The organism is Rathayibacter rhapontici, assembly GCF_001995175.1.
In the GTDB taxonomy this organism is placed as follows: Bacteria; Actinomycetota; Actinomycetes; order Actinomycetales; family Microbacteriaceae; genus Rathayibacter.
On sequence record NZ_MUKN01000002.1, the window covers coordinates 31,941 to 54,750 of the forward strand.

The following is a 22,810-nucleotide window of genomic DNA, read 5'->3' on the forward strand; positions in this document are numbered from 1 at the left end:
CCGCTGACCCCTCCGGCCCTCCGCCTCCCCGCGGAGGGCCGGACCCCCTCCGCCTCCCCGCGGAGGGCCGGACCCCCCTCCGCCCGGCGTGCGCGTCGGCGGACCGCCACTGTCCCCCACCCTCTCTCCTCCGGAAGGCGCTCCCATGAGCCGCACGAGCACCGCCCCCGCCGCCGAGCGGACCGCCGACGCACCCGTCCCCGTCGTCCTCCGCCTGCTCGCCGAGGTCTTCGGCACCGCCCTCCTCGTGGGGGGCGGCGTGGGCGCGGCCGTCTTCGCCTCCGCGTTCCCCACCGAGCAGAACACGCTCGGCATCGGCTTCCTCGGCGTCGCACTCGCCTTCGGGCTGAGCGTCCTCGTCGGCATCGCCGCGGTGGGCCACCTGTCGGGCGGCCACTTCAACCCCGCGGTCACCGTGGGCCTCGCCGTCGCCGGCCGCACGCCGTGGCGCGACGTGCCCGGCTATGTCCTCGCGCAGCTCGCGGGCGGCCTGCTCGGAGCGACGGCGCTCGTCGCGATCGCGGCCGACGGTCCCGAGGGCTTCCTCGCCTCCGCGCAGCAGAGCGGATTCGCCTCCAACGGATACGGCGAGCACTCCCCGGGCGGCTTCGGCCTCGGCGCCGTCCTCCTGGCCGAGACCCTGCTGACCGCCGTCTTCGTGACCGTGATCCTCTCGGTCACGGCCCGGGCCGCGGCCCTCGCGCCCGTCGTGATCGGCCTCGCCCTCACGCTGATCCACCTGGTCTCGATCCCGATCAGCAACACGTCCGTGAATCCCGCTCGCTCGCTCGCCGCCGCCGTCTACGGCGTCCCGACGCGCTCGCGCAGCTGTGGGTGTTCGTCTCAGCACCCCTGCTCGGGGCCGCGATCGCCGGAGGCGCGCACCGCCTCGCGCAGGTCCGGACCGGCGCCAGAACCCTCGCCCCGAGCGCGTGACCCGCGCCCCGGCATCCGCACGCAACGCTAGGAGCACCCCATGACCGACGAACCCCGCATCGACGCCGCCCGTCCCGACGGTGGCCGTCCCGACGGTGGCCGTCCCGCCGCCCGCCTCGACGACGCCCGCCTCGAGGACCTCCGTCTCGACCCGGACGTGTCGCTCGACGACGCCCGTCCGATCGACCTCGGCGCCCTCGGCACCGCGCGCGCCGACGACGGATCGCCCGACGGCCTGCTCGCGACGACCGTCGCCGAGACCGCGCTCGGCGTGACCGGCGTGCACCACCTGGGTGGACCGGTCGCCCGCAGTCTCGACCGCGCCTCGCGCGCCGTGCTGGGCACCAGCACGATCCCCGGAGTCACGATCTCGGAGGACGAGGGCCGCACGATCATCGACCTCGACCTCGTCGTCGAGTACCCGCGCACCGTCGCCGAGGTGATGGAGGAGGCGCGCACGCAGGTGCTGAAGGCCGCCGCGCAGGTCCACGCGTCGCCGATCGCCGTGAACATCACGGTCACCGACGTGCACGGTCCGTTCGATCCGATCGAGCCCGAGCCCGTAGCGGAGGGCGACTCGCTGGTCGAGAAGGCCGGCGACCTCGCCGACGACGCGCGCGAGCGCCTCTCGGACGCGGGTGACCGGATCTCCGACGCCGCCGGCGCGGCCGCCGACTCCGCCGCCGACGCGATCGACTCCGCCGCCGACGCGATCGACTCCGCCGCCGACGCGATCGACGAGCAGGCGGACCGCGCCGATGAGCGCGAGCGGGCCGTCCCGGACGCGGCCGACCAGGACGCCGCCTCCGAGACCGAGGCGCCCCGCTCCGACCGCGACGACGCCGGATCCGCTCCCGCGCAGATCATCGAGGTTCCGACCGACGGCACCGCGCCCGTCGTGGTCGTCGTCGTCGAGCAGCCGTCGGAGGAGGCCGCCGAGTCCGTCGAGTCGGCACAGCCCACCGAGCCGGCCGAGCCCGCCGAGTCCGCTGAGTCGGAGGGCGACGCCGAGCGCAGCCACTCCGTCCCGCCCGCCTCCGCGCCCGCGAAGACCGAGGAGTAGTCCCGTGGCCCGCCTGCGCAGCTACGGTGGTCGCCGCCGCCCCCGCGCCGCCTGGATCGCCTTCGCCACCGGTGTCGTCGTCTCGGCTCTCGTCGTCCTCGGCGTCCTGCTGCCCGTCCTCGGGCTGATCGCCGCCGCCGACGGATCGATCGCCGGCGCTCTCGACGTCCCCGTCGGTGCGATCACCGCATCGATCGTCATCGGCTTCCTGGTCGGGCTGGCCTTCCTCTTCCTCGCCTTCGTGGCGCGGAAGCCGGCGGTCGCGTGGGTCGCCGCGGTGGCCGCCGTCGTCGCGACCCTGGTCGGCTCGGTCTGGCCGCTCGTCGCGACCGCCCTCGCCAGCGTCGACCAGGCGCAGGACGTCGTCCCGTTCATCCAGGACCTGATCGGCCGGATCGGCGGCTGACCCCGGCGGTGCCGCCGGGTCGGGCCCGCGGCGCCGCCGAGTGGGCGCGGATCGGGGTGCGCTCGTCCGCTGGAGCCCGCTCCGGGTCCATTCGGGCCACCCGGCTCCGTCCGGACGACGCGGAACGGGCCGTGACCGCCCCTCGCGGCCCGTTCCGCGTCCCCTCGAGGCCGCTGCGCGGCGCGCCGTCCCGGGCGCCTCAGCGCAGCGGCGACCCGACCACGTCGAACCGGAACCCGCCGAACTCCCCCGAGAGCAGCGGCCGCGCCCGTGCGATCGCGTCGCGCACCTCCGGCAGCTCGAGCGAGGCCCGGTGCGCCTCGGCGCTCGTCCACAGCTCCACCACGAAGACCGTGTCGGGCTGCTCGTCGCTGACACCGACCTCGTACGCCAGGCACCCGACCCGCGCGAGCGCCTCGTTCGACTCGACGAGGATCGCGACGAGCTCGTCGCGCCTCCCGGACAGGACGCCCAGCGTCCCCACGTTCGCGAAGCTCATGCCGCCACCGTAGCGACCGCCCCCGACACGCGGCGTCTGGTACCGTGACGCGGATGACGACGAGCGCCGGGTACCTGCAGGCCTACGACGAGCAGCTCCGCTCCGACGCCGAGACGCCGAGCGCCGTCTCGGTCGCGCGCCGGGGTCCGCTCCGCCTCGTCACGTTCGCCGGCGGTCGCGGCTTCGTCACCTACCGCGACCTGGGCGGCGCCGACGAGGCCGCGATCCGCGAGCTCGTCCCGGCGGCCCTCGCGCACTTCGCCGCCGACCCCGCGATCCGGGCCGTGGAGTGGAAGACGCGCGGGCACGACTCCGCGCCCGGTCTGCACGACGCCCTGCTCGCGCACGCTTCGCGCCCGACGAGCCCGAGTCGATCATGATCGGACCGCTCGAGGCGCTCGCCCTGACCGCGCAGGTCCCGGTCGGGACGACCCTCCGCCGGGTCGTGGCGGAGGCGGACGTGCGCGCGATGAGCGCCGTGATCGACGAGCCTTCGGCGAGAGCGTCGACGTCGGGATCGCCGATGCGCTCGTCGCCCGGCTCGCGCGCGGGGACGGCATGGAGCTGTGGGTCGCCGAGGTCGAGGGCCGGATGGTCGGCGGCGGCCGCCTCGAGCCCGTTCCCGGCACCGAGTTCGCGGGCATCTGGGGCGGTGCGATGCTGCCGGACTTCCGCGGCCGCGGGATCTACCGGGCCCTCACCGCGGCCAGAGCCGCGTCCGCGCTCGCGCTCGGCAAGCGACTCGTGCACAGCGACTCCACCGAGGATTCGCGCCCGATCCTCGAGCGCGCGGGCCTCGTGAAGGTGTCGACCACGACGCCCTACCGCTGGCGCCGTTCGTAACCGAGGAGGAGACGGCGGAATCGGCCCAGAAGCGTCCGCGGGAGGGCCTCACCCTCGGTTGCGAACCGTGCGACCTGCAGAACAAAGGCCAGGAGCCGCGGATCGCGGGAAATCCCCCGGATCGGCGCGCTGAACCTTGTCTCTGCAGCCCGACCGCCGAAGATCGCAGCCCAGCCCGCCCGTCAGTCCAGCTCGGTCGGCCGCGCCGGCTCCTTCAGCAGCGCCCGCGCCGCCATGCCGATCACCGCGCTGTACGTCGGATACGCGAACCGCACGTTCGCCAGCGTCGCGACATCGACCCCCGCCGCCATCGCCGTCGTCACCGACTGCACGACCTCGATCGCGTTCTCGCCCACGGCGTGCGCGCCCAGCAGCAGCTCGCGCCGCCGGTCCGAGATCAGCGTCAGGAACCCGCTCTCGCGGTCGTCGATCACCGCGCGGTCCACGCCCGAGAACGCCACCGATGCCACCACGCACTGCGGGTCGCGCTCGCGGGCCTGCTCCTCCGTGAACCCCACGCCCGCGTAGTCCGGGTCGGTGAACCCGCCCGCCGGCAGGAGGTGCTGGGGCGTCCGCCGGTTGGCGCCGAGCACCGCGTTCTCGGCCGCCGCCTCCGCCTCGAACTGCGCCGCCTGCACGAGCATGTCGCGCCCGTTGGCGTCGCCGACCGCGAAGACGTGCGGCACGACGGTCCGGAAGTACTGGTCGGCCGGGATCGCCGAGCGGACGACCTCGATGCCCGCGTTCTCGAGACCGAGGTCCTCGACGTCGGCGGGCCAGCCGGTCGCCATGATCACCGCGTCGAACTGCTCCGCGTGCGACTCGCCCGCGTCCTTCCAGCGCAGCGTCAGGGCGTCGTCGGAGCGCTCGATGCCCTCGACCGTCTCGATGCCCGTGCTCACGTGGACGCCCTGGCGCTCGAAGGCGGCCGAGACGTACGCCGAGATGCTCGCGTCCGAGGTCGTCAGGATCCGCGGCGCCACGTCGAGCAGGGTCACCTCCGACCCGAAGGCGTTGAACACCGTCACGAGCTGCGCGCCCGTGTTCCCTCCGCCGATCACCGCGACCCGGCGCGGCAGCGACGGCAGCCCGAGCACGTCCTCGGGAACGGTCGCGAGCTCGGCGCCCGGGATCGGGAGGCGGCGCGAGTGCCCGCCGACGCAGATCAGGATCGAGGAGGCCGTCAGCCGGCGCCCGCTGTCGAGCACCAGGGTGCTCTCGTCCTCGAACCGCGCGCGCCCCTCGTGGATCAGCTCGCGCCCGCCTCCTCGAAGCGCTGAGCCTCGCGCTTGATCGAGCGCACCTTGTCGACGCGCTCGTGCACGTGCCGCACCGTGGCGTCCCAGTCGATCCGCGGCGTGCCGACGTCGACCCCGTAGTCGGAGGCGGTGCGCGCTTCGCGGATGATCCGCGCGGTCTTCGCGAGCACGCGGGTGGGCACGCAGCCCGTGTTCACGCAGGTCCCGCCCACGCGGGCGGCCTCGAGCACGACCACGCGCGCTCCGAGTTCGGCGGCGCGCAGTGCGGCGGCGGTGCCCGCGGGCCCCGCGCCGATCACGGCGACGTCGTAGTGCTGGATGCTGTCGGGCACGGCGGCCTCCCGGTCGAGTGGATGTCCCCGCATCCTGGCGCGTGCGGCCGGGGGTTCTCTGAAGAACGGTCCAGGCTTGACAGCGGCCGGATCAGGCCTCGGGCGCGCCGTCCTGCACGAGCTGGAACCCGCCCTCGACCGAGCCGTCCGAGCGCAGTGACACGCGCGTGTAGACGGGGGTGCCGTCGGCCGGATCGGTGCCGACGACGTCGAGGGACCCGGCGGTGAAGAACGCCTCCAGTCCGGTGCACGCGGCCGAGAGGGAGCCGTCGCCGCGCTGGAGGGCGATGCAGAGCGACACTCCGCCCGGCGAGGTCACCAGGAGGCGGTCGTCCTGCACGGTCTCGAACTGCGGCGTGTAGACGTCCGTCCCGCGGGCGATCAGCTCCATGCCGACGGGGAGGTCCGGAGCGACGACCCAGCCCTCGATGAGAGCGGAGTAGCGGTCCTCGAGGGGCGGGGTCGGCGTCGGAGTCGGGGTCGCGGCTCCTGCGCCTCCCGGCAGCAGCTCGACCGCCACCGCGCCGAGCACGAGTCCGACCGCGAGCGCGCCGATCAGCGGCAGGGCCGCGCGCCCGGCCCGACGCGGCGCGGTTCCGGCGGGTGCGGGAGCCGTCGGCGCGGGAGCTGCACCCGCCCTGGTCGCGGTTCCGGGAGTCGCGGCCGTCGCGCTCGCCGGAACGGAACGCGGGTCCCGCGCCGCCTCGATCCGTGCCGCCTCGATCCGCACCGCCTCCTGCTCCAGGCGGAGCCGCCGCTCGGCGTCGATCCGCCGGCTCTCGCCCTCGGCGTCCCCGCTCGGCCGCGCGAAGAGCGCACGCTCCAGATCCCTGCGCTCGTCGTCCTCGTCCTGCACGCCCGCCAGTATGACCGAGGCGCGCTACTCGAACATCTCGGCCAGCAGCGCCCACGGCTCCCCGTCGACGACGTGCGTCGAGCGGTGAGCGGGCCACTGCACCTCGTCGCCGTCCCACGACGGCACCACGTGCAGGTGCAGATGCGGCACGCTCTGCCCCGCGGAGGCGCCGCTCGCCTGCAGCACGGCCACTCCCGTCGCTCCGAGAGCAGCCCGCATCGCCCGGCCGACGCGCTGCGCGAGCGACATCGTCGCGGCGAGCGCCGCGGGAGAGGCGTCGAGCAGCCCCGCGCTGTGCTCGCGCGGGACGACCAGCGTGTGCCCGGGGGCGAGCTCGGAGGAGGGGAGCGGCCGGAACGCGACCGCCTCCTCCTCCTGCTCGACCCACGTCGTCCGGCCCTCGCCCGAGATCAGATCGCAGAACACGCAGCTCACGGGCGGGCCCCGATGAACTCGCGGAGCGCCGCGATCCAGCCCTCGGACGCGTCGAGGTGCGCGTCGTGCGATCCGCCCGGCAGGTCCACCCGCCGCACGTCGTGTCCCCGTGCGGCGAACGCGTCGCGCACGTCGTCCGCGAACATCCCGTGCTCGCCGTAGACCAGCAGGGTCGGAGCGGCGACCGCCTCCCACTCCGCCCAGCGCGGCGCGGCGAGCGGTTCGATCGCCCGCGCCATCACCTCCGGGTCGAAGCGCGGGCGGAGTCCGTCCGGAGCTTCGACGAGGTCGGCGATCCACGCGTGTGCGAGCGCCCCGTCGCCCAGGAACGCGCGTGCCGCGTCCCGGTCGGCGAACGGCAGCGGCCAGGAGCGGAACCAGTCCGCGACTCCCTCGCCCCCGTCGCCGCCCTCCGCGGTCTCGAGCAGCACGAGCCGGTCGACGAGCTCCGGATGCGCGGCCGCGACGAGCATCGCGGTGTGCGCCCCCATCGACTGGCCGACGAGGATCGCGGGCCCCTCGCGCTCGAGCAGGGCGGCGACGTCGGCCGCGAACGCCTCGCGCGAGACGTCGGAGGGACGCTGCTCGCTGCGTCCGTGCCCGCGCTGATCGAGGAGCACGACGCGATGATCCGGCAGCGCCCGGGCGGTCGGGGCGAACTCCTCGGCGCTGCCGGCGAGGCCGTGCAGGATCACGACGAGCCGGCCCGTGCCTCCGGAGTCGAGGAGCGAGAGCCGGGTTCCGTCCGGCGCGACGAGCGCGCGGCGTTCGAGATGCATCCGTCGAGCGTAGGAGCCCGGGGGCGCGGGAGGGCGACCGGGCCGCAGCCCGATCGCCCCGAGTCGGCGCCCGCTCGGCTCAGTGCTCGTCGTAGTGGCCCTCGTGCGCCGCGTGCTTGTGCCCGTCGTGGACGTAGTCGGTGTGGTCGTCGTGGGCGACGGCCTCGTGGCCGCAGTCGGCGCCGTGCGCGTGCTCGTCGGCCGAGTGCTCGGCCTCGGCCTCGTGCTCGTCGTAGTGGTCGTCGTGCAGCGCGTGGCGGTGGGTGCCGTGCACGTAGTCGACGTGGTCTCCGTGCTGCACGCTCTCATGACCGCAGTCGGTGCCGTGGCTGTGCTCGGCGACGGCGTGCTCGGCGTGGGTCTCGGTGGTGCTCATGGTCGTGCCTCTCGGAGGATCGGAGTCGGGACGGCTGTCCGCCGCGGACCCAGTCGACCACACGCATAAACGCATTGCAATACGTGCGTCCAATCGAGGATGACACTCATCCTCAACAGTCGGGAGCCCTCAGGCCGTCTCCAGCGCGTGCTTCACCGCGTCGTCGACGATGTGCGTCACGTGCGTGTCCGAGACCGCGTAGTGCGCCTCCCGGCCGACCCGCTCGACCGAGACGAGCCCCGCCGCGCGGAGCGTCCGCAGGTGCTGCGAGACGAGCGGCTGCGAGAGCCCCGAGCGCACGACGAGATCGCTCACGGTCGCCTCTCCGCCGGCGAGCAGTCGGAGCAGCGTGAGGCGCGACGAGGACGACAGCGCCTTGAACAGCTCCGCGGCGGGCTCGAGATCCTCGTTCACCCCCTCATCCAAGCAGACGGGCCCGCTCCGTCCCGCTGTCAAGCCTCCTCCGCGTCCCGGGTCGCGGCGGCTGGGATGAGCGCATGAACAGCACTGCTCCCCGCGCCGCGACGCGGGTCGACACCGGCCGACTCCTCGCCGTCCTCCGCGCCCGCCGCGAGCTCCTGCGCTCCCGCCTGACCGAGTGGGTCGCGATCCCGTCGGTCGCCGGCATGGCCGAGCACGTCGACGACGTCCGCCGCTCGGCCGAGTGGCTCGCCCGCCTCTGCGCCGAGACCGGCTTCCCCGAGGTCGCGGTGCACCCGACCGGCGAGTCCTCCGCCGTGATCGCGCGCTGGCCCGCCGAGGACCCGGACGCCCCCGTCGTGCTGGTCTACAGCCACCACGACGTGCGCGCGGCGAAGGCGGAGGAGTGGACCGTCACCTCGCCGTTCCAGCCCGTCCACCGGGAGGGCCGGCTCTACGGCCGCGGCGCCTCGGATGCGAAGGCGCAGGTCCTGGCGCACCTCTTCTCCGTCGCGGCGCTGCGCGAGGTCACCGGCGGCACCCCTCCGGTCTCGCTCGTGCTGCTGATCGAGGGGCAGGAGGAGCTGGGCTCGCCGGGGCTCGAGGACCTGATCCGCGACCGCCTCGACGGGCTCCGTCCCGACGCCGTCGTGTTCTCGGACACCCTGCAGTGGCGCGCCGGCGAGCCCGCGATCTGCACGAGCGTCCGCGGCATGCTGCCGATCCACCTCGAGGTGCACGGCACCGAGAAGGACGTGCACAGCGGAGCCGTCTCGGGTCCGGCTCCGAACGCCGGCCTGGTCCTCGCCGAGCTGCTCGCGCGCCTGCAGGACGCGGACGGCCGGATCCTCCTCCCCGGCTTCTACGACGACGTGCCCGAGCCGACCCTCGAGCGCCGGGCCGAGCTCGCCGCGCTCGGCTACACCGACGAGGACTGGCTGCGGCGCACCCGCACCCGCGCCATCCGCGGCGAGGAGGGCTGGTCGGTGCTCGAGCGCCTCTGGGAGCGCCCGGCGCTCGAGGTCGTCGGTCTGCTCACGGGCGACCCCACGGGCATGCCCCGCGCGGTGATCCCCTCCTCCGCCAGCGCCGACCTCAGCATCCGCACCGTCCCCGGGCAGCCGATCCACGCGGTCGCACGGCGGATGCGCGAATTCGTCGAGCAGCACGCCGACCCCGAGCTGGAGTACGTGGTCGACATCTCCGAGGACAGCGCGCAGGAGGGGTACCGGACTCCGCCCTCGGCCGCTCTCGACGCCCTGGACGCGGCGGTCCGCGCGGTGCACGGCGTGGACGAGGCGGGCCGGATGGGCAACGCCGGCGGCGGGCCCGCGGAGCTCCTCGCCCGGCTCTTCGACGCGCCCGTCGTCTTCTTCGGCACCGGTCTGCCGGAGGACCACTGGCACGACAGCGACGAGAGCGTCGACCTCGACGTGGTCGTGCGCGGCGCCGCCGTCCTCGCCCGCTTCTGGTGCTCGTTCGCCGACGGTGCGTCATGAGGACCTTCGGCGTCGAGGAGGAGTTCCTGCTCGTGGACGCCGAGACCTTCACTCCGGTCCCCGCGGCTCCCGCGCTGCTCGCGACGGGCGCGGTGCGGGGGCGCAGCACGCTCGCCGCCGAGCTCAAGGCCGAGCAGATCGAGGCGGTCGCGGCGCCGCAGCGCACCGCCGACGAGCTGCTCGAGGCCGTCCTCGACGGCCGTCGGCTCGCCGACTCCGCCGCTCGCCTCGTCGGAGCGAGGGCCGTCGCCACCGCGACCAGCCCCGCCTCGTTCGAGCCGCACCTCACCGACGACGTGCGCTACCGGCGGATCCTCGACCGCTTCGGCCAGGTCGCCCGCGAGCAGTTCACCTGCGGACTGCACGTGCACGTCGCGATCGACTCGCCCGAGGAGGGCGTCGCGGTGCTCGACCGGATCCGCGGCTGGCTGCCCGCGCTGCTGGCGCTCAGCGCGAACTCGCCGTTGGCGGCGGGGGCCGACACCGGCTACGCCAGCTACCGCTACCAGGCGTGGGGCCGCTGGCCCACGTCGGGTCCGTCCGAGATCTGGGGCGACCCGGAGCGGTACCGCCGCGTGACCGACTGCCTCGTCGCCTCCGGAGTGCTGCTGGACGAGGGGATGGTGTACTTCGACGCGCGGCTGTCGCGGAGCCATCCGACCGTCGAGGTCCGCCTCGCGGATGTGCCGCTGCACCCCGAGGACGCGGCGCTGATCGGCGTGCTCACCCGTGCTCTCGTCGCGACGGCCGCCCGCGAGTGGCGAAAGGGGATCCCTCCGCTGCCCGTCCCGACGCCGGTGATCGGCGTGTCGGCGTGGCTCGCGAGCCGGTGGGGAGTGTGCGGCGACCTGGTCGATCCGGTGAGCTGCCGCGCGGTCCCGGCCGCCGAGATGCTCGCGCGGCTCCTCGTGCACGCGGGCGCCGCGCTGGAGGAGTCGGGGGAGGAGGAGGTGGCACGGGAGGGGATCCGGCGCGTGCTCGCCCGCGGCACCGGAGCGCAGTTCCAGCGGGCGGTCTGGGAGCGCTCCGGGGACGTCGGGGCGGTGCTCGCCGCGGCCGCCGAGGCGACGCGGAGGGAGCCGGCGCTGCGGTGACGCGGGGGCGGGTGCGGCTGGGCGCGGGCGCCGGATGCTGGGATGATCGGGTGCGGCTCCGGATCCTCCGGCGCGCACGGCGGCCTCGCGGCCGGAGCGGAGCACCCCATGGGACTGCTGATCTACCCCGGCGGCATCGAGGCCGACTTCGAGGACCGGCTGCTCGCGCACCTCGAGATCGTGATCACGGCGAAGCTGCGGCGCGACGAGTCCTTCGCCTTCTCGTGGACGCAGACGCAGGACACGGGCGGCGGACGGATGAAGATCTGGCTGCACCCGTCGGTGCCGCTCTCGTACAAGTTCTTCGGCGGACGCCAGCCGGCGATCAACCGCGCCTGGGTCGACGCGCTGATGGTGTCGGCCAGCTCGCAGTCGGGCCTGCAGGTCGTCGCCGAGCCGGACCAGCACGCTGACGCCGCCCGTCCCGCCCGCCTCGCTCCGCTCCCGCCCTCGCTCCCGCCTCCGCTCGCGCTCCCGCTCCCGCTCCTCCAAAAGTTGCGGTGAGCGCGCGCCATCACCGCAACTTCTGGAGAAGCGGCGGCGAGGGCCGCCTCCGTTCCCGCGCGAGTCGCGGTGAGCGCGCGCCGTCACCGCAACTTTCGGAGAAGCGAGTCGCCGCGCACTGCGGCGGGTTCTCGGAGGGACTGCACGGACGGTCCGCCCGCGCCGTTCCTGCACGAGTTGCGGTGAGCGCGCGCCTTCACCGCAACTCACGGAGAAGCGCCGAGGGCGCAGGCCGCCCCGCGCTCCTCCAGAAGTTGCGGTGAGCGCGCGCGGTTACCGCAACTTTTGGAGAAGCGGCGGGGAGGGCCGCCTCCGTTCCCGCGCGAGTTGCGGTGAACGCGCGCCGTTACCGCGACTTCTGGAGAAGCGGCGGCGAGGCGACCCGCCTCAGGCCTTCGGCTCGGGCAGTACGCGCAGTCCGGCCGGCGACAGTGCCGAGCGCAGCAGCAGGTCGATCCACGCGCGGTTCAGCGGCTCCCCCCCGGGGGAGTCGTAGCTGAAGTAGAGCGAGGAGCTCTTCGACACCCAGACGCTGCCGTGGCGGCCGCTCTCGGCGCGCGTGACGTCCTCGCCGACGTCCGGCTCGCCGTCCCAGTGGAACGAGAAGCTCTCGTTGCGGCGCAGCTTCGAGATGATGACCGCTTCGACGTGCCGCAGTGCGCGGTCGTCGATCTCGACCGCCGGAGCGACTCCGTAGATCAGCTGGCCCATCGTCATCCCTCTCGCCGCCCCGGGGTGATCATCCCATGAGCCGGGTGGGCGGCGCCCCGGCGCTCGACCCGTCGACCTGTGCTCGCTCCCAGTCACGCACAGGCGAATTGACGCAGGCCGGTTGTGCCGAACCGTCTTGACGGCTCCTGAGCGCCTCCGCAGACTGGGAGCGCACACAGTTCAAAGGAGAACCACGCCGCACTGATCCGCCTCGATCCCGCCGTTGCGGGCTCCGCAGGCCCCGTGAGCGCTCCGAGCGCCACCATCCCACCCCGCCCGACCGGGCCCCTCCCTCCCTCCGCCTCCGTGTGCGCGGCGGTCGGCACGAGGGCCCGGCGGCGGATGCACCACGAAAGGACACGCATGTCTGCACGCACCAGGAGGGCCGTCGGCACCGCCGCCGTCGCCGCGGTCTCCACGCTCCTCGGCACCTTCGCCGGCGTCGGAGCGACCAGCGCCTCCGCCGCGGAGGGCCCGGTCGACGCCGGGATCTTCGTCGAGAAGGTCGACGGCCTCCCGGCCGACTTCATCAAGGGCGCCGACATCTCGAGCATCCTGTCGCTCGAGGAGAGCGGAGTCGTCTTCCGCGACGGGTCGGGTCAGGAGGCCGACGTCTTCGACGTCCTCGCCGATGAGGGCATCACCTCGGTCCGCGTCCGGGTCTGGAACGACCCGTTCGATGCCGACGGCAACGGCTACGGCGCCGGCGACGTCGACGTCGACCGCGCGATCGAGATCGGCGAGCGCGCCACGGCCGCGGGCCTGGGCCTGCTCGTCGACTTCCACTACTCCGATTTCTGGGCCGACCCCGCTCGCCAGCTGGCGCCGAAGGCCTGGGCCGGCCTCGCCGCTCCCGAGCTCACCACCGCGCTGCACGACTACACGGCCGAGTCGCTGCAGCGCTTCGAGGACGCCGGCGTCGACGTCGACATGGTCCAGATCGGCAACGAGACCAACAATGGCATGGCCGGCTACACCCGCGCGCGACCGACATGGACGCGACCCTCGCCGGGCTCTTCTCGGCCGGCAGCTCCGCGGTCCGCGAAGTGCTGCCCGAGGCGCAGGTCGCCGTGCACTTCACCAACCCCGAGACGCCGGGCCGCTACTCCGCCGTCGCCGCGGGCCTGGACCGCTTCGACGTCGACTACGACGTCTTCGCGAGCTCCTACTACCCGTTCTGGCACGGCAGCCCCGAGAACCTCACCGCCTCGCTGTCGCAGATCGCCGACACCTACGGCAAGAAGGTCATGGTCGCCGAGACCTCGTGGGCGCACACCCTCGAGGACGGCGACGGCTACCCCAACGTCATCGACGAGAGCACCGTCACCGACGACTACCCGATCAGCGTGCAGGGCCAGGCCACCGCGCTGCGCGACGTGATCGCCGCGGTGCACGCGGTGGGCGACGCCGGCATCGGCGTCTACTACTGGGAGCCGGCCTGGCTGCCCGTCGGCCCCGCGAGCGACGTCGAGCAGAACCGCGTGCTCTGGGAGCGCGACGGCTCCGGCTGGGCCACGAGCTTCGCCGCCCCCTACGACCCCGTGCACGTGGGCGACGACTTCGGCGGCTCCGGCTGGGACAACCAGGCCCTCTTCGCCGCCGACGGCACGCCGCTGGAGTCGCTCAGCACCTTCCGCTACGTCGACACCGGAGCGGTCGCGCCCCGCGCGGTCACCGGAGTGGACGCGGTCGAGCTGACCGTCGTCGACGGCGAGCCGGTCGCGCTGCCGGCCGCCGTGTCGGTGAACTTCAACGACGGCTCGGTCGAGACGCCCGCGGTCACGTGGAGCGGAGCCGCCTCCTGGATCCGCGGACCCGGCGAGTACACGATCCCCGGCCGCACGGACTCGGGACTCGACGTGTCGGCGACCGTCGTGGTCGTCGCTCCGAACCTCGTGCAGAACCCCGGCTTCGAGGACGCGGACACGTCGGCGTGGACCTTCACCGGCCCCGCCGCGCGCACGCAGACCGGTGACGCCGCCGAGGGCGGCTTCGCGGTCACCTTCTGGAACGGCACCGCCTACGAGACCTCGGCGCGCCAGACGATCACCGGGGTCCCGGCCGGCGCGTACACGCTGCAGGCGACCACGCAGGGCACCAACAGCCCGGCGAGCGACGTCCGCACCCTGAGCGCGACCACCTCCGCGGGCACGACCAGCGCCCCGCTGGAGCTGACGACGTGGAGCTCCTTCTCGACCACGACGGTCCCCGTCGTGGTCGGCGAGGACGGCGTGGTCGAGATCGCCGCCGAGTTCGCGCTGACCGGCGGAGCGTGGGGCGTCCTCGACGACGTGCGCCTCGTCGCCGACACCGCGGAGTCGACGGCCGACACCACCGCCCTGGAGGCGGCGCTCGCCGAGGCGGATGCGGTCGACCGCGCCGCGTGGACGGAGGAGTCGCTGGCGCGTCTCGACGAGAGCCGCGCGATCGCCGCGGTCGTGCTCGCCGGATCCGCCGCGACGCAGGCCGACGTGGACGCCGCCGAGCGCGACCTCCGCGACTCCCTCGGCGCCCTCGAGAACGCGCTGCGCGTGGGCCTGAGCGCCACCGCCACGTGCGCGTCGGGCAAGGCCGTGATCTCGGTGAGGGCCGCCAACGGCGGCACCGACCGGGTCGCCCTCTCGGTGCGCACCCCCTACGGCAGCGCGACGCTGCCGTCGCTGTCCGCGGGCACGTCCGCGTCGATGACGGTGCCCACTCCGCTGCGCTCGGTGCCGGCCTTCTCGCTCACGGTCGACGTGCGCGGCACGGTCGCCGGCGAGCCCGCCTCCGCCGTGATCTCGATCGAGTCGGCGGCGACGCGCTGCCGCTGACCCCTGGGTCAGCCCCCGCGAGATGCCGCTCCGGTGCACGACACGCCGTCCCAGGCGTACCGGAGTGGCATCTCGCGGTCTCGCGCGCGTGGAGCCCTCAGCCGGAGTGCGTCGTCACCAGCAGGTAGCGCGCCGCCCCCGCCGCGTCGGCCGGCACCGACCACCGGTGCGGCCTCGTCGTCTCGATCGTGATCGACTCGCCCGCCGACACCGTGCGCGAGGCGCCGTCGGCGTAGGTGAGCACGGCGGCTCCCTCGGTCACGAAGACGAACTCCTCGCCCGGATGCGCGAAGTCGACGTCGTCGGACTGTCCCGGCTGCGCGGTGAAGAGGTACGCCTCCGTCCGGCGCCCGGGTCCCCCCGCGACCAGCCGCGCGCGCGGGGCGTGCGGTGCGTCGCTCGCGCGCAGGTGCGCCTCCGGTGTCGTGTCGTCGGAGGACGCGATCGCCGGCACCAGCTCGGCCGGAGGCACGTCGAACGCCGCGGCCAGCGCGTAGAGGGTCGACAGGCTCGGCAGCAGCCGGCCGTTCTCGAGCTTCGAGAGGAACGGCTGCGAGACGCCGGCCTCGACCGCGAGCGCCCGCATCGAGAGGCCGCGGGAGGTGCGCAGGGCGCGCACGAGCGCGCCGATCTCGGAGGCGAGGGCGGGTGCCTCCGCGGCGTCGTCGCTCATCGGTCCTCCGGGGTGGTGCGCTCTTGCGGCGGATGATTACTGCTGGTTATCATCGCCGTGTTGATAACGCGAGGTTATCAGCCCTCCGATCGGGAGCATCCGATCGCCATCGAAGGGCAGCACCGTGACCAAGCAGATCTTCCTCGGCGCGTTCGAGGAGTTCACGCCGAACTTCATCAGCAACGCCTGGCACCACCCCCGCGGCGACACCAGCGGATTCGCGACCCTCGAGTACTGGCAGGACCTCGCGCGGAAGCTCGAGGACGCCGGCTTCGACTTCCTCTTCCTCGCCGAGGCGCTCGGCTATCCGATGAGCGGCGACGACGTGCCCGAGGTCGTGATCCGCGAGGCCGTGCAGGTCCCCGTGCACGACCCGCTCGCCCTCGTCAGCGGGCTCGCGGCGACCGTCGACCGCCTCGGCTTCGTCGTCACCGCGTCCACCACCGCGCAGCAGCCCTACCTCACGCCCGCACCTTCACGACGCTCGACCACCTGACCAAGGGCCGCATCGCCTGGAACATCGTCACCTCCGACAACCAGGTCGCGCTCACCAAGCTCCTCGGGCACGACGGAATCACGCCCCACGACGAGCGCTACCGCCGCGCCACCGAGTTCGTCGAGCTGTGCCTGAAGCTCTGGGAGGGCGCGTGGGAGGACGACGCCGTCGTCTACGACAAGGCGACCCGCACCTTCGCCGACCCCGCCAAGGTGCACCGCATCACCCACGAGGGGGAGTACTTCCGCTACGACGGCTACTTCCCGGCGATCCCGTCGGTGCAGCGCACGCCGCTGCTGCTGCAGGCGGGCACCTCCTCGGCCGGCCGCGCCTTCGCCGGCCGGTACGGCGAATGCGTCTTCATCCAGGACCGCGACCTCGGCAAGGCCGCCGCCACCGTCGCCGACCTGCGGGCGCGGGCCGAGGCGAACGGCCGCGACCCTCGGCACATCACGGTCATCCCCTCCGTCTCGATCATCGTCGGCGACACGGAGGAGGAGGCCGTGCGCCTGCGGGCCGAGCTCGACGCGACACCCTCGCGCGAGGCCGCCGCCGCGCTGTTCATGGGCTGGAGCGGAGTCGACCTGATGTCGTTCCCGCTCGACGCGACCCTCGCCGAGGTGACCACCGAGGTCGGGCAGACCATGCTGGCGATGTTCCAGCAGCCCGAGTACAGCCCGACCGTCGCCGAGATCCTCGACGTGATCACCTCCTCGATCGGGGGCATGCGGGTCACCGGCACCGCGGAGTCGGTCGCCGATCAGCTGCAGGAGATCGTCGACCGCACCGATGTCGACGGCTTCCTGATCGAGTACACCTACGGCTCGTGGGAGACCTACCGCGACGTCGCCGAGCAGGTGATGCCGCTGCTGCGCGAGCGCGGGATGCTGCCCGGGACGCCCCGCTCCGGATCGATGCGCGAGCGGATCCTCGGACGCGACGTGCCGACGCTGCCCGCCGGGCACCCCGGTTCCGCGTTCCGAGTGGGCGAGGCGCGGTGACCCTCCTGGACGCACCGGTGCAGCCCCATCGCGCGGTCCCGACTCCGGTCGCCGCGGTCGCCGCCCTCGTCGACGGCGCCCCGGTCGGCATGGTCGTGGCGACCCTGGCCCTCGGCGTCAGCTTCGATCCGCCGCTCTGCACGATCGCGGTGCAGCGCTCCTCGAGCACGTGGCCGCACCTGGCCGGCGCAGCGCGTCTCGGAGTCTCGGTGCTGGGCTCCGATCAGGACGCCGCGGTGCTGCGGATCGCGTCGCGCGATCGGGCGGGCCGGTTCGCCGGAGTCGCGTGGACCGCCTCGGAGGCGGGAGCCGTGACGATCGACGGAGCCGCGCTGCACCTCGAGTGCTCCCTCGAGCAGGTGCACGACGCGGGCGACCACCTGCTCGTCGTGCTGCGCGTGCACGACGTGCGTCGCGACTCCGCCCGCGAGGCCCTGCTGGCCCGCGACCGCCGCTTCGGCCGCTACGTCGAGTCGGCCTGACCTCTCGGGCCGCCGTCGGGCGCTCTTCGCGGCGTCGAGGCCCGTGGAGCAGCAGGAAGTGCCCACCGGCGTGATCACCTCCCGGACGCACGGAAGCCCCGAGGCGCCGGAGCGGCGTCGGGGCTCCCGTGACGAGCGGGCGTCAGCCGGACGGGTTCTCGACCGGGTCGCCCTCGGGGTCGGTCGCGGTCTCGGGGTCGACGTGCTCCGGGTCGACGGTCTCGGTGTCGGGAGCGTCATCGGGCGTGGTCTTGTCTGTCATCGGATCCTCCTTGCGGTCGTGTCGGATCGTGCGGTTCGCGGGCAACGCTACGTCGCGCTCCTCGCCCGCCGCGCCCCCGTTGACGCGAGGGGCGGCGGAGTGCCACGCGAGCGGATCGTGCGCGACGGTCGCACGCGGGTCGTGCGCGGCGGCGCGGTCGAGAGCGGCGGCGAGGAGACTCGCGCCGACATCGCCGAGGCGGGCGGCGAGCAGGTGCCGGAGCAGGCGGAGGAGCCGGATCATCCGCTCATCCTCCCGCCGCCGCCCGTCCGACCCGCGTCCCGTGCCAGTCCCGGGCGCCGTCCGCAAGGCCTGGAGCGGGTTCCGCCCTGTTCGTAGTCTCGACACGACCGATACGAGGAGCGCCACCTGATGATCCGAACCACCGTCACGATCGACGGCAAGACCTACGGGCTCTCGCAGGGAGCGGATGTCGCCGGGCTCAAGCAGTCGACGACCGAGGCGTCCCGGGCCGGTGGTGGCATGGTCGATTTCGTGGTGGTGGGCAACCGTCAGGTCAGCGCGCTGGTCTCGCCCGGTGTGCCGGTGATCTTCGAGGACCACGACGTGCCGGACGACGACCGCGACACGGGCGACGTCCAGGAGCCGTGGGACGACATCGAGTACCTCGACTGACGCACTTCCCGGGGCGCGTCCCCGGGTCCTGAGCGCCTGAGGGGTGCCGCCGGCTCGACCCGGCGCCTCTCGGGCCCCTCGTGGGAGGCGGGGGAGCGCCTACTCGGCGCCCTCCGCCTCCGCGAGCTCCCCCTCGACCAGCGCGCACGCGGCGGCGGCGAGCGAGGAGCGCACCTGCTCCGGCGCGATCCCGAGGATCGCCGCGATCGCCTCGAGATCGTGGCCGCCGGTGTGGCGCAGCAGCCAGCACTGCCGCTGCAGGGTGGGCAGCGCGTGCAGGCGGCGGTGGAAGCCCGAGCGGAGCAGGTCCTCGTCGTGCAGTCGGGGCGGAGCGACGACGGCCGCCGTCTGCGCGCCGCGCTCCAGGCTCGCCCGGCCGATCTCGGTGCGCGCGAGCTCGAGCGCTGACGCCTCGTCGACGACCTGCGGCGAGCCGCTGCGCAGGGTGACGGCCGCGTTCTGCAGGGCGGCGCCGGCCGCCGACTCCGACAGCGTGAGCCGGTAGGCGTAGGCGTAGAGCCCGGCGCCGCGCGAGGCGAGCACGCGCCCGACGAGCATCTCGCGCTGCTGCTGCGCCTGCGACGCACCCACGGCCGCCACGGGCCCTTCGTACGCGTTCACGGTCTCTCCCTCGACTCGGCGCCACCCGTCCGGGGTGGTTCGCACCGATGCTAGGGGGCGGAGAACGCTCGTTCTACCCTTGACTTCTGAGCAACTCTTCATGCGGAAGCATGGAGTGAGGCCTCGTCACTCCCTCGCGCCGAGGATGCAGAACTCGTTCCCCTCGGGATCCGCGAGCACGACCCAGGACTGCTCGCCCTGGCCGACGTCGACCCGGGAGGCGCCCGCCGCGATCAGTCGCGCGACCTCGGCCTCCTGGTCGTCCGGCACGAAGTCCAGGTGCAGGCGGTTCTTGACGCTCTTGCGCTCCGGGACGTCCAGGAACAGCAGGCTCGGCCCGCGGCCGGACGGAGCGAGCAGCTCGATGCCCTCGTCGTCCTCGTCCACGACGTCCCAGCCGAGCGCCTCCTGCCACCAGTGCCCGAGCATCCGGAAGTCGGTGCAGTCGACGATGATCTCTTCGAGTCGGAGGGCCATGGCTCGACGCTAATCGGCGCCCTCGGCGTCGGGGAACCCCTTCCGGGGAGGCGACTCCTGCTGTTCCGGCACGGCCGCTCGCCCCGCCGCCCCGCACCCGGCATCCTCGACGACGACGGAAGGAACCGCGATGACCACCGCACGCGACCACTGGGAGGCTCGCTACGCCGACTCCGACCGCATCTGGTCGGGCCGGCCCAACGCCGCGCTCGTCGACCTCGTCCAGGACCTGCCTCCCGGCCGCGCTCTCGATCTGGGCTGCGGCGAGGGGGGCGACGCCCTCTGGCTCGCCGAGCAGGGCTGGAGCGTCACCGGCCTCGACCTCGCCGAGACCGCGCTGGCCCGCGCCCGCGAGGAGGCGGAGCGCCGCGGCCTCGCCGTCGAGTTCCGCCAGGCCGACCTGGGCGCGGACTGGCCCGTCGAGGGCGCCTTCGACCTCGTCAGCGCGAGCTTCCTCCACTCGATGGTCGAGCTGCCGCGCACGTCGATCCTGCGGCGCGCGGGCGACCTCGTCGCTCCCGGCGGCCGCCTCGCGATCGTCACGCACGCCGCCCCTCCGCCCTGGTCGGGCCACAGGCATCCCGTGCAGCACCTGCCCTCGCCCGAGGAGGAGCTCGCCGAACTCGCCTTCGACCCCGCCGACTGGATCGAGCGCGTCGTCGGGACGCGCGAGCGCACCGCCTCCGGGCCCGACGGCCACGAGGGAGTGCTGCTCGACGGGGTGGTCCTGCTGGAGCGCCGCGCTCGGTAGCGTGTCGGCGTACCCACGACCTGGAGGCGCCCGTGCCGCTCGACCCGTACCTCGCCGCCCGCGTGCACCTGCTCGAGGGCGTCACCGATCCGCTGGATCCGGAGCAGGCGGCCCGCCTCGCCGAGTTCGCCGTGGATCCCGCGCCGTGGACGCTCTCGGAGGGCGTGAGCGTCTCGGACGCCGGGATCGAGGGCCCGCACGGCCCCGTTCCGCTGCGGGTCTACGAGCCCGCCGAGCCGTCGGGTCGGGCACTGCTCTGGGTGCACGGCGGCGGGTTCGCCGCGGGCGACCTCGACATGCCGGAGTCGCACGTCGTCTCGGCCGAGCTCGCCGGCCGCTCGGGCGCCCGCGTCGTCTCGGTCGGCTACCGGCTCGCGGGCGAGAGCACCCGCTACCCCGTGCCGCTCGACGACGTGCACGCCGCGTGGCGGCAGCTGCGCGCCGAGACCCCTCGCGAGCACCCCGTCGCGATCGGCGGGGCCAGCGCCGGTGCCGCTCTCGCCCTCGCCACCGCGCTCCGCGAGCGCGACGCCGGGGCGCCCGGTCCCGACCACGTCCTCCTCGCCTACCCCTTCGCGCACTTCCCGAATCCGACCGTCGACGACGACGTCGTGCGCGAGCTCCTGACGCTGCCGGCCGCGATGCGCTTCCCGGCCTCGAGCATCGAGGCCATGGTGCAGAACTACGTCGGCCGCCTCTCCGATCTGCCGGCCGACGCCCTGCCCGGAGCAGCCCCGCTCGCCGGGCTCCCGCCGGTCACGGTGATGGTGAGCGAGTTCGACGAGCTCCGCGGCTCGGCCGAGCTGCTCCTGCGCCAGCTGGCCGAGGCGGGCGTCGCCGCGACGGGGTACCTCGCGGCGGGCATGCCGCACGGCCACCTCAACCGCACGCCGTCGCTGCCCGAGGTCGACCGCTCGCTCGCGGTCTTCGCCGCGCAGCTCCGCGGGCTCGGATGAGTGCCGGCGCCCTCACTTCACCCCGAAGTAGTCGAAGCCGACGTAGCCGAGCGGATTCGACAGCCGCACCTCGACGGTGTGCGTCCCCGCGGTCAGACCCGTGACCTCGGCGAGCTTCACGCCGAACTGCGTCGTCGCAGCGGTGGTGGTGATGTTCGCCTGGTGGAGGCGGCCGTCGATCCAGAGATCGAACTTCCCGCCCTTCGACGAGAGCGTCCGCCCCCAGACCGACACCGAGGTCCCGGTGAAGGTGAGCGCCGCCCGCGCTCCGGCGCGGTTCGAGACCGACTTGGTGCCGGAGTAGTAGCCCGCGTCGGCGGAGTGCGTCCAGACTCCGCTGTAGAGGACCGTCGGAGCGGCGCTGTCCGTGATCCGGCCCGGCATCTCGTCCAGGGTCAGGCTGAGCGGGTCGTTCATGTAGGCCGACGCGTTGAGGTTGCCGATGATGCTGTAGTCGACGGTCGTCTTCATCCAGTTCATCGCGCCGACGACCTTCGGGAAGCGGCCGCGGACCTCCCGGAGCATCTGGGTGGTGTCCCACGGTGCGGACGTGCCGGTGGTCTGCCCCGCCTCGGTGAACAGGATCACCTTGTTCTTCTGGATCATCCAGTCGTACCGGGCGGTGTCGGTCAGCTCCCTCCAGTAGCGCTCGTGCCCCAGCACGTCGACGTAGGCGTCGCCCGGGTAGCGGTCGGTGATCGCCCGGCCGAACGCCGTGCCGCTGTTGGGGGACCACGCCCAGAGGACGTTCGTCAGCCCGCGCTGCACGGTCAGGTAGTCGTACATGTGCTTCCACAGCGCCGTGTACTGGGCCGCCGGAGCCGCGCCGCTGGCGTGGTAGCCCCACCAGAACGAGGTCCCGTTCATCTCGTGGAACGGACGCCAGACCACCGGCACGCCGGCGTCCGAGTAGCGCTGGAGGATGTCGCCGACCCCGGTGAGCCACTGCATGTACTCGCGGTAGGCGGCGGTGCCCGGCGTGTACGCCTCGGACAGGGTGTGCCCGGACGGGATGCGCGACCACGCGTCCTCCGCGGTCCAGGGGTTCGAGGCGTGCCAGCTCAGCGTGACGACGCCTCCGTTCGCCGCGTGCGCCTTCGAGGGCGCCAGGATGTTGCTGTCGCTGGGCATGTTGGCGGCGGTCGTCGCCGTGCCGCTCTTGTCGAACGTGCGGTTCGTGAGGTCGAAGCCGACGAGTGCGGGGGACTCGCCCGTCGCGGTCTGCACTCGCCCGATGTGGTAGTTCCAGCAGTCCTGCACGGTGGTCAGGGTGATGCCGGGTGTCGACCGCTCGGGGCGGCCGTAGTTCGGAGCGACGAACTGGCCGGTCAGGAACTTGTCGCTCGAGCGGTGCTGCAGCGCCGAGAGGAACTGCAGCGTCTCGGTCGCCCTCGCGGTGGCCGCCGGGGTCACGGGGATCTGCGCCATCGACAGCGGTCCCGCCGCCGATCGGGAGGCGCTCGATCCGAGCCCCGCCTCGAGTCCTGCGGCGGTGGGAGCGAGCAGCAGGACCACTGCGGTCACTGCGGAGACGATTCTGGACTTCATCACTGTTCCTCTGGGGCACGGGGTCTGGGGGCGCGGGGTCTGGCGGATGCGCAGGAGGGGCGCCGACGCGGAGGCATCGGCG

At 73.8% G+C, this 22,810-nt stretch carries 29 protein-coding genes and 1 pseudogene; 16 read left to right on the top strand and 14 right to left on the bottom strand.

The window, feature by feature from the left end:
• Positions 1 to 145: 145 nt before the first annotated feature.
• From B0T42_RS01000 to B0T42_RS01010, 3 genes are read left to right on the top strand one after another with little or no spacing between them, the layout of a single operon-like run.
• Complete coding sequence (locus B0T42_RS01000) at positions 146 to 967, top strand: aquaporin (protein ID WP_342418185.1); 822 nt, start codon at positions 146 to 148, stop codon at positions 965 to 967.
• A 9-nt stretch (positions 968 to 976) separates the two neighbouring features.
• Positions 977 to 1,999, top strand: a complete 1,023-nt coding sequence (locus B0T42_RS01005; protein WP_077221582.1) for an Asp23/Gls24 family envelope stress response protein — start codon at positions 977 to 979, stop codon at positions 1,997 to 1,999.
• A gap of 4 nt (positions 2,000 to 2,003) precedes the next feature.
• Positions 2,004 to 2,405, top strand: coding sequence for a hypothetical protein (locus B0T42_RS01010; RefSeq protein ID WP_077221583.1), 402 nt, complete (start codon positions 2,004 to 2,006; stop codon positions 2,403 to 2,405).
• 199 nt (positions 2,406 to 2,604) lie between these two features.
• On the opposite strand, the gene B0T42_RS01015 is transcribed toward B0T42_RS01010, so the two are convergent.
• Positions 2,605 to 2,904, bottom strand: a complete 300-nt coding sequence (locus tag B0T42_RS01015) for a putative quinol monooxygenase (protein ID WP_077221584.1) — start codon at positions 2,902 to 2,904, stop codon at positions 2,605 to 2,607.
• Between the two features lie 53 nt (positions 2,905 to 2,957).
• Between B0T42_RS01015 and B0T42_RS22525 the strand changes: the two genes are divergently transcribed.
• Both B0T42_RS22525 and B0T42_RS22530 read left to right on the top strand, forming a co-directional pair.
• Positions 2,958 to 3,284, top strand: a complete 327-nt coding sequence (locus tag B0T42_RS22525) for a hypothetical protein (RefSeq protein WP_446737340.1) — start codon at positions 2,958 to 2,960, stop codon at positions 3,282 to 3,284.
• A gap of 178 nt (positions 3,285 to 3,462) precedes the next feature.
• Entirely contained in the window at positions 3,463 to 3,747 is a 285-nt protein-coding gene (locus B0T42_RS22530) for a GNAT family N-acetyltransferase (RefSeq protein WP_446737341.1), read from the top strand.
• 182 nt (positions 3,748 to 3,929) lie between these two features.
• Here the strand turns inward: B0T42_RS22530 and B0T42_RS01025 are convergent, their stop codons facing one another.
• From B0T42_RS01025 to B0T42_RS01050, 7 genes are all read right to left on the bottom strand, one after another.
• Positions 3,930 to 4,955 carry an FAD-dependent oxidoreductase gene (locus B0T42_RS01025; protein ID WP_158077999.1) on the bottom strand — a complete coding sequence of 342 codons (1,026 nt, stop codon included), beginning with the start codon at positions 4,953 to 4,955 and terminating at the stop codon, positions 3,930 to 3,932.
• A gap of 41 nt (positions 4,956 to 4,996) precedes the next feature.
• Complete coding sequence (locus B0T42_RS22110; protein ID WP_274703328.1) at positions 4,997 to 5,338, bottom strand: FAD-dependent oxidoreductase; 342 nt, start codon at positions 5,336 to 5,338, stop codon at positions 4,997 to 4,999.
• Positions 5,339 to 5,429: 91 nt separating this feature from the next.
• On the bottom strand, positions 5,430 to 6,194 hold the full coding sequence (locus B0T42_RS19805; protein WP_077221585.1) for a hypothetical protein: 765 nt from the start codon (positions 6,192 to 6,194) through the stop codon (positions 5,430 to 5,432).
• A gap of 24 nt (positions 6,195 to 6,218) precedes the next feature.
• Positions 6,219 to 6,620 carry an HIT family protein gene (locus B0T42_RS01035; protein WP_201788460.1) on the bottom strand — a complete coding sequence of 134 codons (402 nt, stop codon included), beginning with the start codon at positions 6,618 to 6,620 and terminating at the stop codon, positions 6,219 to 6,221.
• A 5-nt stretch (positions 6,621 to 6,625) separates the two neighbouring features.
• Complete coding sequence (locus tag B0T42_RS01040; RefSeq protein ID WP_077221586.1) at positions 6,626 to 7,408, bottom strand: alpha/beta fold hydrolase; 783 nt, start codon at positions 7,406 to 7,408, stop codon at positions 6,626 to 6,628.
• Between the two features lie 79 nt (positions 7,409 to 7,487).
• A complete protein-coding gene (locus B0T42_RS01045) occupies positions 7,488 to 7,784 on the bottom strand; it encodes a hypothetical protein (protein ID WP_055785068.1) in 297 nt (98 codons plus the stop codon).
• 129 nt (positions 7,785 to 7,913) lie between these two features.
• The gene (locus B0T42_RS01050) at positions 7,914 to 8,198 is read right to left on the bottom strand and encodes an ArsR/SmtB family transcription factor (protein ID WP_077221587.1); all 285 of its coding nucleotides are present in this window, start codon (positions 8,196 to 8,198) and stop codon (positions 7,914 to 7,916) included.
• Positions 8,199 to 8,281: 83 nt separating this feature from the next.
• On the opposite strand from B0T42_RS01050, the gene B0T42_RS01055 reads away from it, so the two are divergent.
• The 3 genes from B0T42_RS01055 to B0T42_RS01065 are packed head-to-tail and all read left to right on the top strand — an operon-like array spanning position 8,282 to position 11,301.
• A complete protein-coding gene (locus tag B0T42_RS01055; protein ID WP_077221588.1) occupies positions 8,282 to 9,703 on the top strand; it encodes a M20/M25/M40 family metallo-hydrolase in 1,422 nt (473 codons plus the stop codon).
• A complete protein-coding gene (locus tag B0T42_RS01060) occupies positions 9,700 to 10,797 on the top strand; it encodes a carboxylate-amine ligase (RefSeq protein WP_077221589.1) in 1,098 nt (365 codons plus the stop codon). The genes B0T42_RS01055 and B0T42_RS01060 overlap by 4 nt, the downstream gene beginning before the upstream one ends.
• 42 nt (positions 10,798 to 10,839) lie before the next feature.
• Entirely contained in the window at positions 10,840 to 11,301 is a 462-nt protein-coding gene (locus tag B0T42_RS01065; protein WP_342418186.1) for a DUF7882 family protein, read from the top strand.
• A gap of 387 nt (positions 11,302 to 11,688) precedes the next feature.
• On the opposite strand, the gene B0T42_RS01070 is transcribed toward B0T42_RS01065, so the two are convergent.
• Positions 11,689 to 12,012: a DUF7882 family protein gene (locus tag B0T42_RS01070; RefSeq protein WP_077221655.1), complete on the bottom strand. Its 324-nt coding sequence runs from the start codon at positions 12,010 to 12,012 to the stop codon at positions 11,689 to 11,691.
• A gap of 363 nt (positions 12,013 to 12,375) precedes the next feature.
• Here B0T42_RS01070 and B0T42_RS21800 point away from each other — a divergent pair.
• Together B0T42_RS21800 and B0T42_RS21805 are read left to right on the top strand one after the other, a co-directional pair.
• A pseudogene (locus B0T42_RS21800) lies at positions 12,376 to 12,951 on the top strand (glycosyl hydrolase 53 family protein); the annotation flags it as partial.
• Positions 12,952 to 13,004: 53 nt separating this feature from the next.
• Positions 13,005 to 14,825, top strand: a complete 1,821-nt coding sequence (locus tag B0T42_RS21805; RefSeq protein ID WP_269087478.1) for a glycosyl hydrolase 53 family protein — start codon at positions 13,005 to 13,007, stop codon at positions 14,823 to 14,825.
• Positions 14,826 to 14,922: 97 nt separating this feature from the next.
• On the opposite strand, the gene B0T42_RS01080 is transcribed toward B0T42_RS21805, so the two are convergent.
• Positions 14,923 to 15,498, bottom strand: coding sequence for a helix-turn-helix domain-containing protein (locus B0T42_RS01080; protein WP_077221590.1), 576 nt, complete (start codon positions 15,496 to 15,498; stop codon positions 14,923 to 14,925).
• A 124-nt stretch (positions 15,499 to 15,622) separates the two neighbouring features.
• Between B0T42_RS01080 and B0T42_RS22160 the strand changes: the two genes are divergently transcribed.
• The 3 genes from B0T42_RS22160 to B0T42_RS01090 are packed head-to-tail and all read left to right on the top strand — an operon-like array spanning position 15,623 to position 17,477.
• Positions 15,623 to 15,994 carry an LLM class flavin-dependent oxidoreductase gene (locus tag B0T42_RS22160; protein WP_158078000.1) on the top strand — a complete coding sequence of 124 codons (372 nt, stop codon included), beginning with the start codon at positions 15,623 to 15,625 and terminating at the stop codon, positions 15,992 to 15,994.
• A 23-nt stretch (positions 15,995 to 16,017) separates the two neighbouring features.
• Positions 16,018 to 16,995: an NtaA/DmoA family FMN-dependent monooxygenase gene (locus B0T42_RS01085; protein WP_342418187.1), complete on the top strand. Its 978-nt coding sequence runs from the start codon at positions 16,018 to 16,020 to the stop codon at positions 16,993 to 16,995.
• Entirely contained in the window at positions 16,992 to 17,477 is a 486-nt protein-coding gene (locus B0T42_RS01090) for a flavin reductase family protein (protein WP_158078001.1), read from the top strand. The genes B0T42_RS01085 and B0T42_RS01090 overlap by 4 nt, the downstream gene beginning before the upstream one ends.
• A 142-nt stretch (positions 17,478 to 17,619) precedes the next feature.
• On the opposite strand, the gene B0T42_RS01095 is transcribed toward B0T42_RS01090, so the two are convergent.
• Entirely contained in the window at positions 17,620 to 17,982 is a 363-nt protein-coding gene (locus tag B0T42_RS01095) for a hypothetical protein (RefSeq protein ID WP_077221593.1), read from the bottom strand.
• Positions 17,983 to 18,111: 129 nt separating this feature from the next.
• Between B0T42_RS01095 and B0T42_RS01100 the strand changes: the two genes are divergently transcribed.
• A complete protein-coding gene (locus B0T42_RS01100) occupies positions 18,112 to 18,375 on the top strand; it encodes a hypothetical protein (RefSeq protein ID WP_077221594.1) in 264 nt (87 codons plus the stop codon).
• Positions 18,376 to 18,474: 99 nt separating this feature from the next.
• On the opposite strand, the gene B0T42_RS01105 is transcribed toward B0T42_RS01100, so the two are convergent.
• Together B0T42_RS01105 and B0T42_RS01110 are read right to left on the bottom strand one after the other, a co-directional pair.
• The gene (locus B0T42_RS01105; RefSeq protein ID WP_139344371.1) at positions 18,475 to 18,996 is read right to left on the bottom strand and encodes a sigma factor-like helix-turn-helix DNA-binding protein; all 522 of its coding nucleotides are present in this window, start codon (positions 18,994 to 18,996) and stop codon (positions 18,475 to 18,477) included.
• A 126-nt stretch (positions 18,997 to 19,122) separates the two neighbouring features.
• On the bottom strand, positions 19,123 to 19,473 hold the full coding sequence (locus B0T42_RS01110; protein ID WP_077221596.1) for a VOC family protein: 351 nt from the start codon (positions 19,471 to 19,473) through the stop codon (positions 19,123 to 19,125).
• Positions 19,474 to 19,603: 130 nt separating this feature from the next.
• On the opposite strand from B0T42_RS01110, the gene B0T42_RS01115 reads away from it, so the two are divergent.
• The gene (locus B0T42_RS01115; RefSeq protein ID WP_077221597.1) at positions 19,604 to 20,224 is read left to right on the top strand and encodes a class I SAM-dependent methyltransferase; all 621 of its coding nucleotides are present in this window, start codon (positions 19,604 to 19,606) and stop codon (positions 20,222 to 20,224) included.
• Between the two features lie 32 nt (positions 20,225 to 20,256).
• Positions 20,257 to 21,180, top strand: a complete 924-nt coding sequence (locus tag B0T42_RS01120; protein ID WP_077221598.1) for an alpha/beta hydrolase fold domain-containing protein — start codon at positions 20,257 to 20,259, stop codon at positions 21,178 to 21,180.
• A gap of 12 nt (positions 21,181 to 21,192) precedes the next feature.
• On the opposite strand, the gene B0T42_RS01125 is transcribed toward B0T42_RS01120, so the two are convergent.
• The gene (locus B0T42_RS01125; protein WP_077221599.1) at positions 21,193 to 22,728 is read right to left on the bottom strand and encodes a glycosyl hydrolase; all 1,536 of its coding nucleotides are present in this window, start codon (positions 22,726 to 22,728) and stop codon (positions 21,193 to 21,195) included.
• Positions 22,729 to 22,810: the final 82 nt, after the last annotated feature.

What these genes read in the sequence shown, in the direction of transcription:
- B0T42_RS01045 (WP_055785068.1), bottom strand. Translation starts at nt 7,784, where the DNA reads ATGAGCACCACCGAGACCCACGCCGAGCACGCCGTCGCCGAGCACAGC.
- B0T42_RS01060 (WP_077221589.1), top strand. Translation starts at nt 9,700, where the DNA reads ATGAGGACCTTCGGCGTCGAGGAGGAGTTCCTGCTCGTGGACGCCGAG.
- B0T42_RS01125 (WP_077221599.1), bottom strand. Translation starts at nt 22,728, where the DNA reads ATGAAGTCCAGAATCGTCTCCGCAGTGACCGCAGTGGTCCTGCTGCTC.
- B0T42_RS01000 (WP_342418185.1), top strand. Translation starts at nt 146, where the DNA reads ATGAGCCGCACGAGCACCGCCCCCGCCGCCGAGCGGACCGCCGACGCA.
- B0T42_RS01040 (WP_077221586.1), bottom strand. Translation starts at nt 7,408, where the DNA reads ATGCATCTCGAACGCCGCGCGCTCGTCGCGCCGGACGGAACCCGGCTC.
- B0T42_RS01115 (WP_077221597.1), top strand. Translation starts at nt 19,604, where the DNA reads ATGACCACCGCACGCGACCACTGGGAGGCTCGCTACGCCGACTCCGAC.
- B0T42_RS01065 (WP_342418186.1), top strand. Translation starts at nt 10,840, where the DNA reads ATGATCGGGTGCGGCTCCGGATCCTCCGGCGCGCACGGCGGCCTCGCG.
- B0T42_RS01095 (WP_077221593.1), bottom strand. Translation starts at nt 17,982, where the DNA reads ATGATCCGGCTCCTCCGCCTGCTCCGGCACCTGCTCGCCGCCCGCCTC.
- B0T42_RS01110 (WP_077221596.1), bottom strand. Translation starts at nt 19,473, where the DNA reads ATGGCCCTCCGACTCGAAGAGATCATCGTCGACTGCACCGACTTCCGG.
- B0T42_RS22530 (WP_446737341.1), top strand. Translation starts at nt 3,463, where the DNA reads ATGGAGCTGTGGGTCGCCGAGGTCGAGGGCCGGATGGTCGGCGGCGGC.
- B0T42_RS21805 (WP_269087478.1), top strand. Translation starts at nt 13,005, where the DNA reads ATGGACGCGACCCTCGCCGGGCTCTTCTCGGCCGGCAGCTCCGCGGTC.
- B0T42_RS01070 (WP_077221655.1), bottom strand. Translation starts at nt 12,012, where the DNA reads ATGGGCCAGCTGATCTACGGAGTCGCTCCGGCGGTCGAGATCGACGAC.
- B0T42_RS01080 (WP_077221590.1), bottom strand. Translation starts at nt 15,498, where the DNA reads ATGAGCGACGACGCCGCGGAGGCACCCGCCCTCGCCTCCGAGATCGGC.
- B0T42_RS01015 (WP_077221584.1), bottom strand. Translation starts at nt 2,904, where the DNA reads ATGAGCTTCGCGAACGTGGGGACGCTGGGCGTCCTGTCCGGGAGGCGC.
- B0T42_RS01055 (WP_077221588.1), top strand. Translation starts at nt 8,282, where the DNA reads ATGAACAGCACTGCTCCCCGCGCCGCGACGCGGGTCGACACCGGCCGA.
- B0T42_RS01100 (WP_077221594.1), top strand. Translation starts at nt 18,112, where the DNA reads ATGATCCGAACCACCGTCACGATCGACGGCAAGACCTACGGGCTCTCG.
- B0T42_RS01005 (WP_077221582.1), top strand. Translation starts at nt 977, where the DNA reads ATGACCGACGAACCCCGCATCGACGCCGCCCGTCCCGACGGTGGCCGT.
- B0T42_RS22525 (WP_446737340.1), top strand. Translation starts at nt 2,958, where the DNA reads ATGACGACGAGCGCCGGGTACCTGCAGGCCTACGACGAGCAGCTCCGC.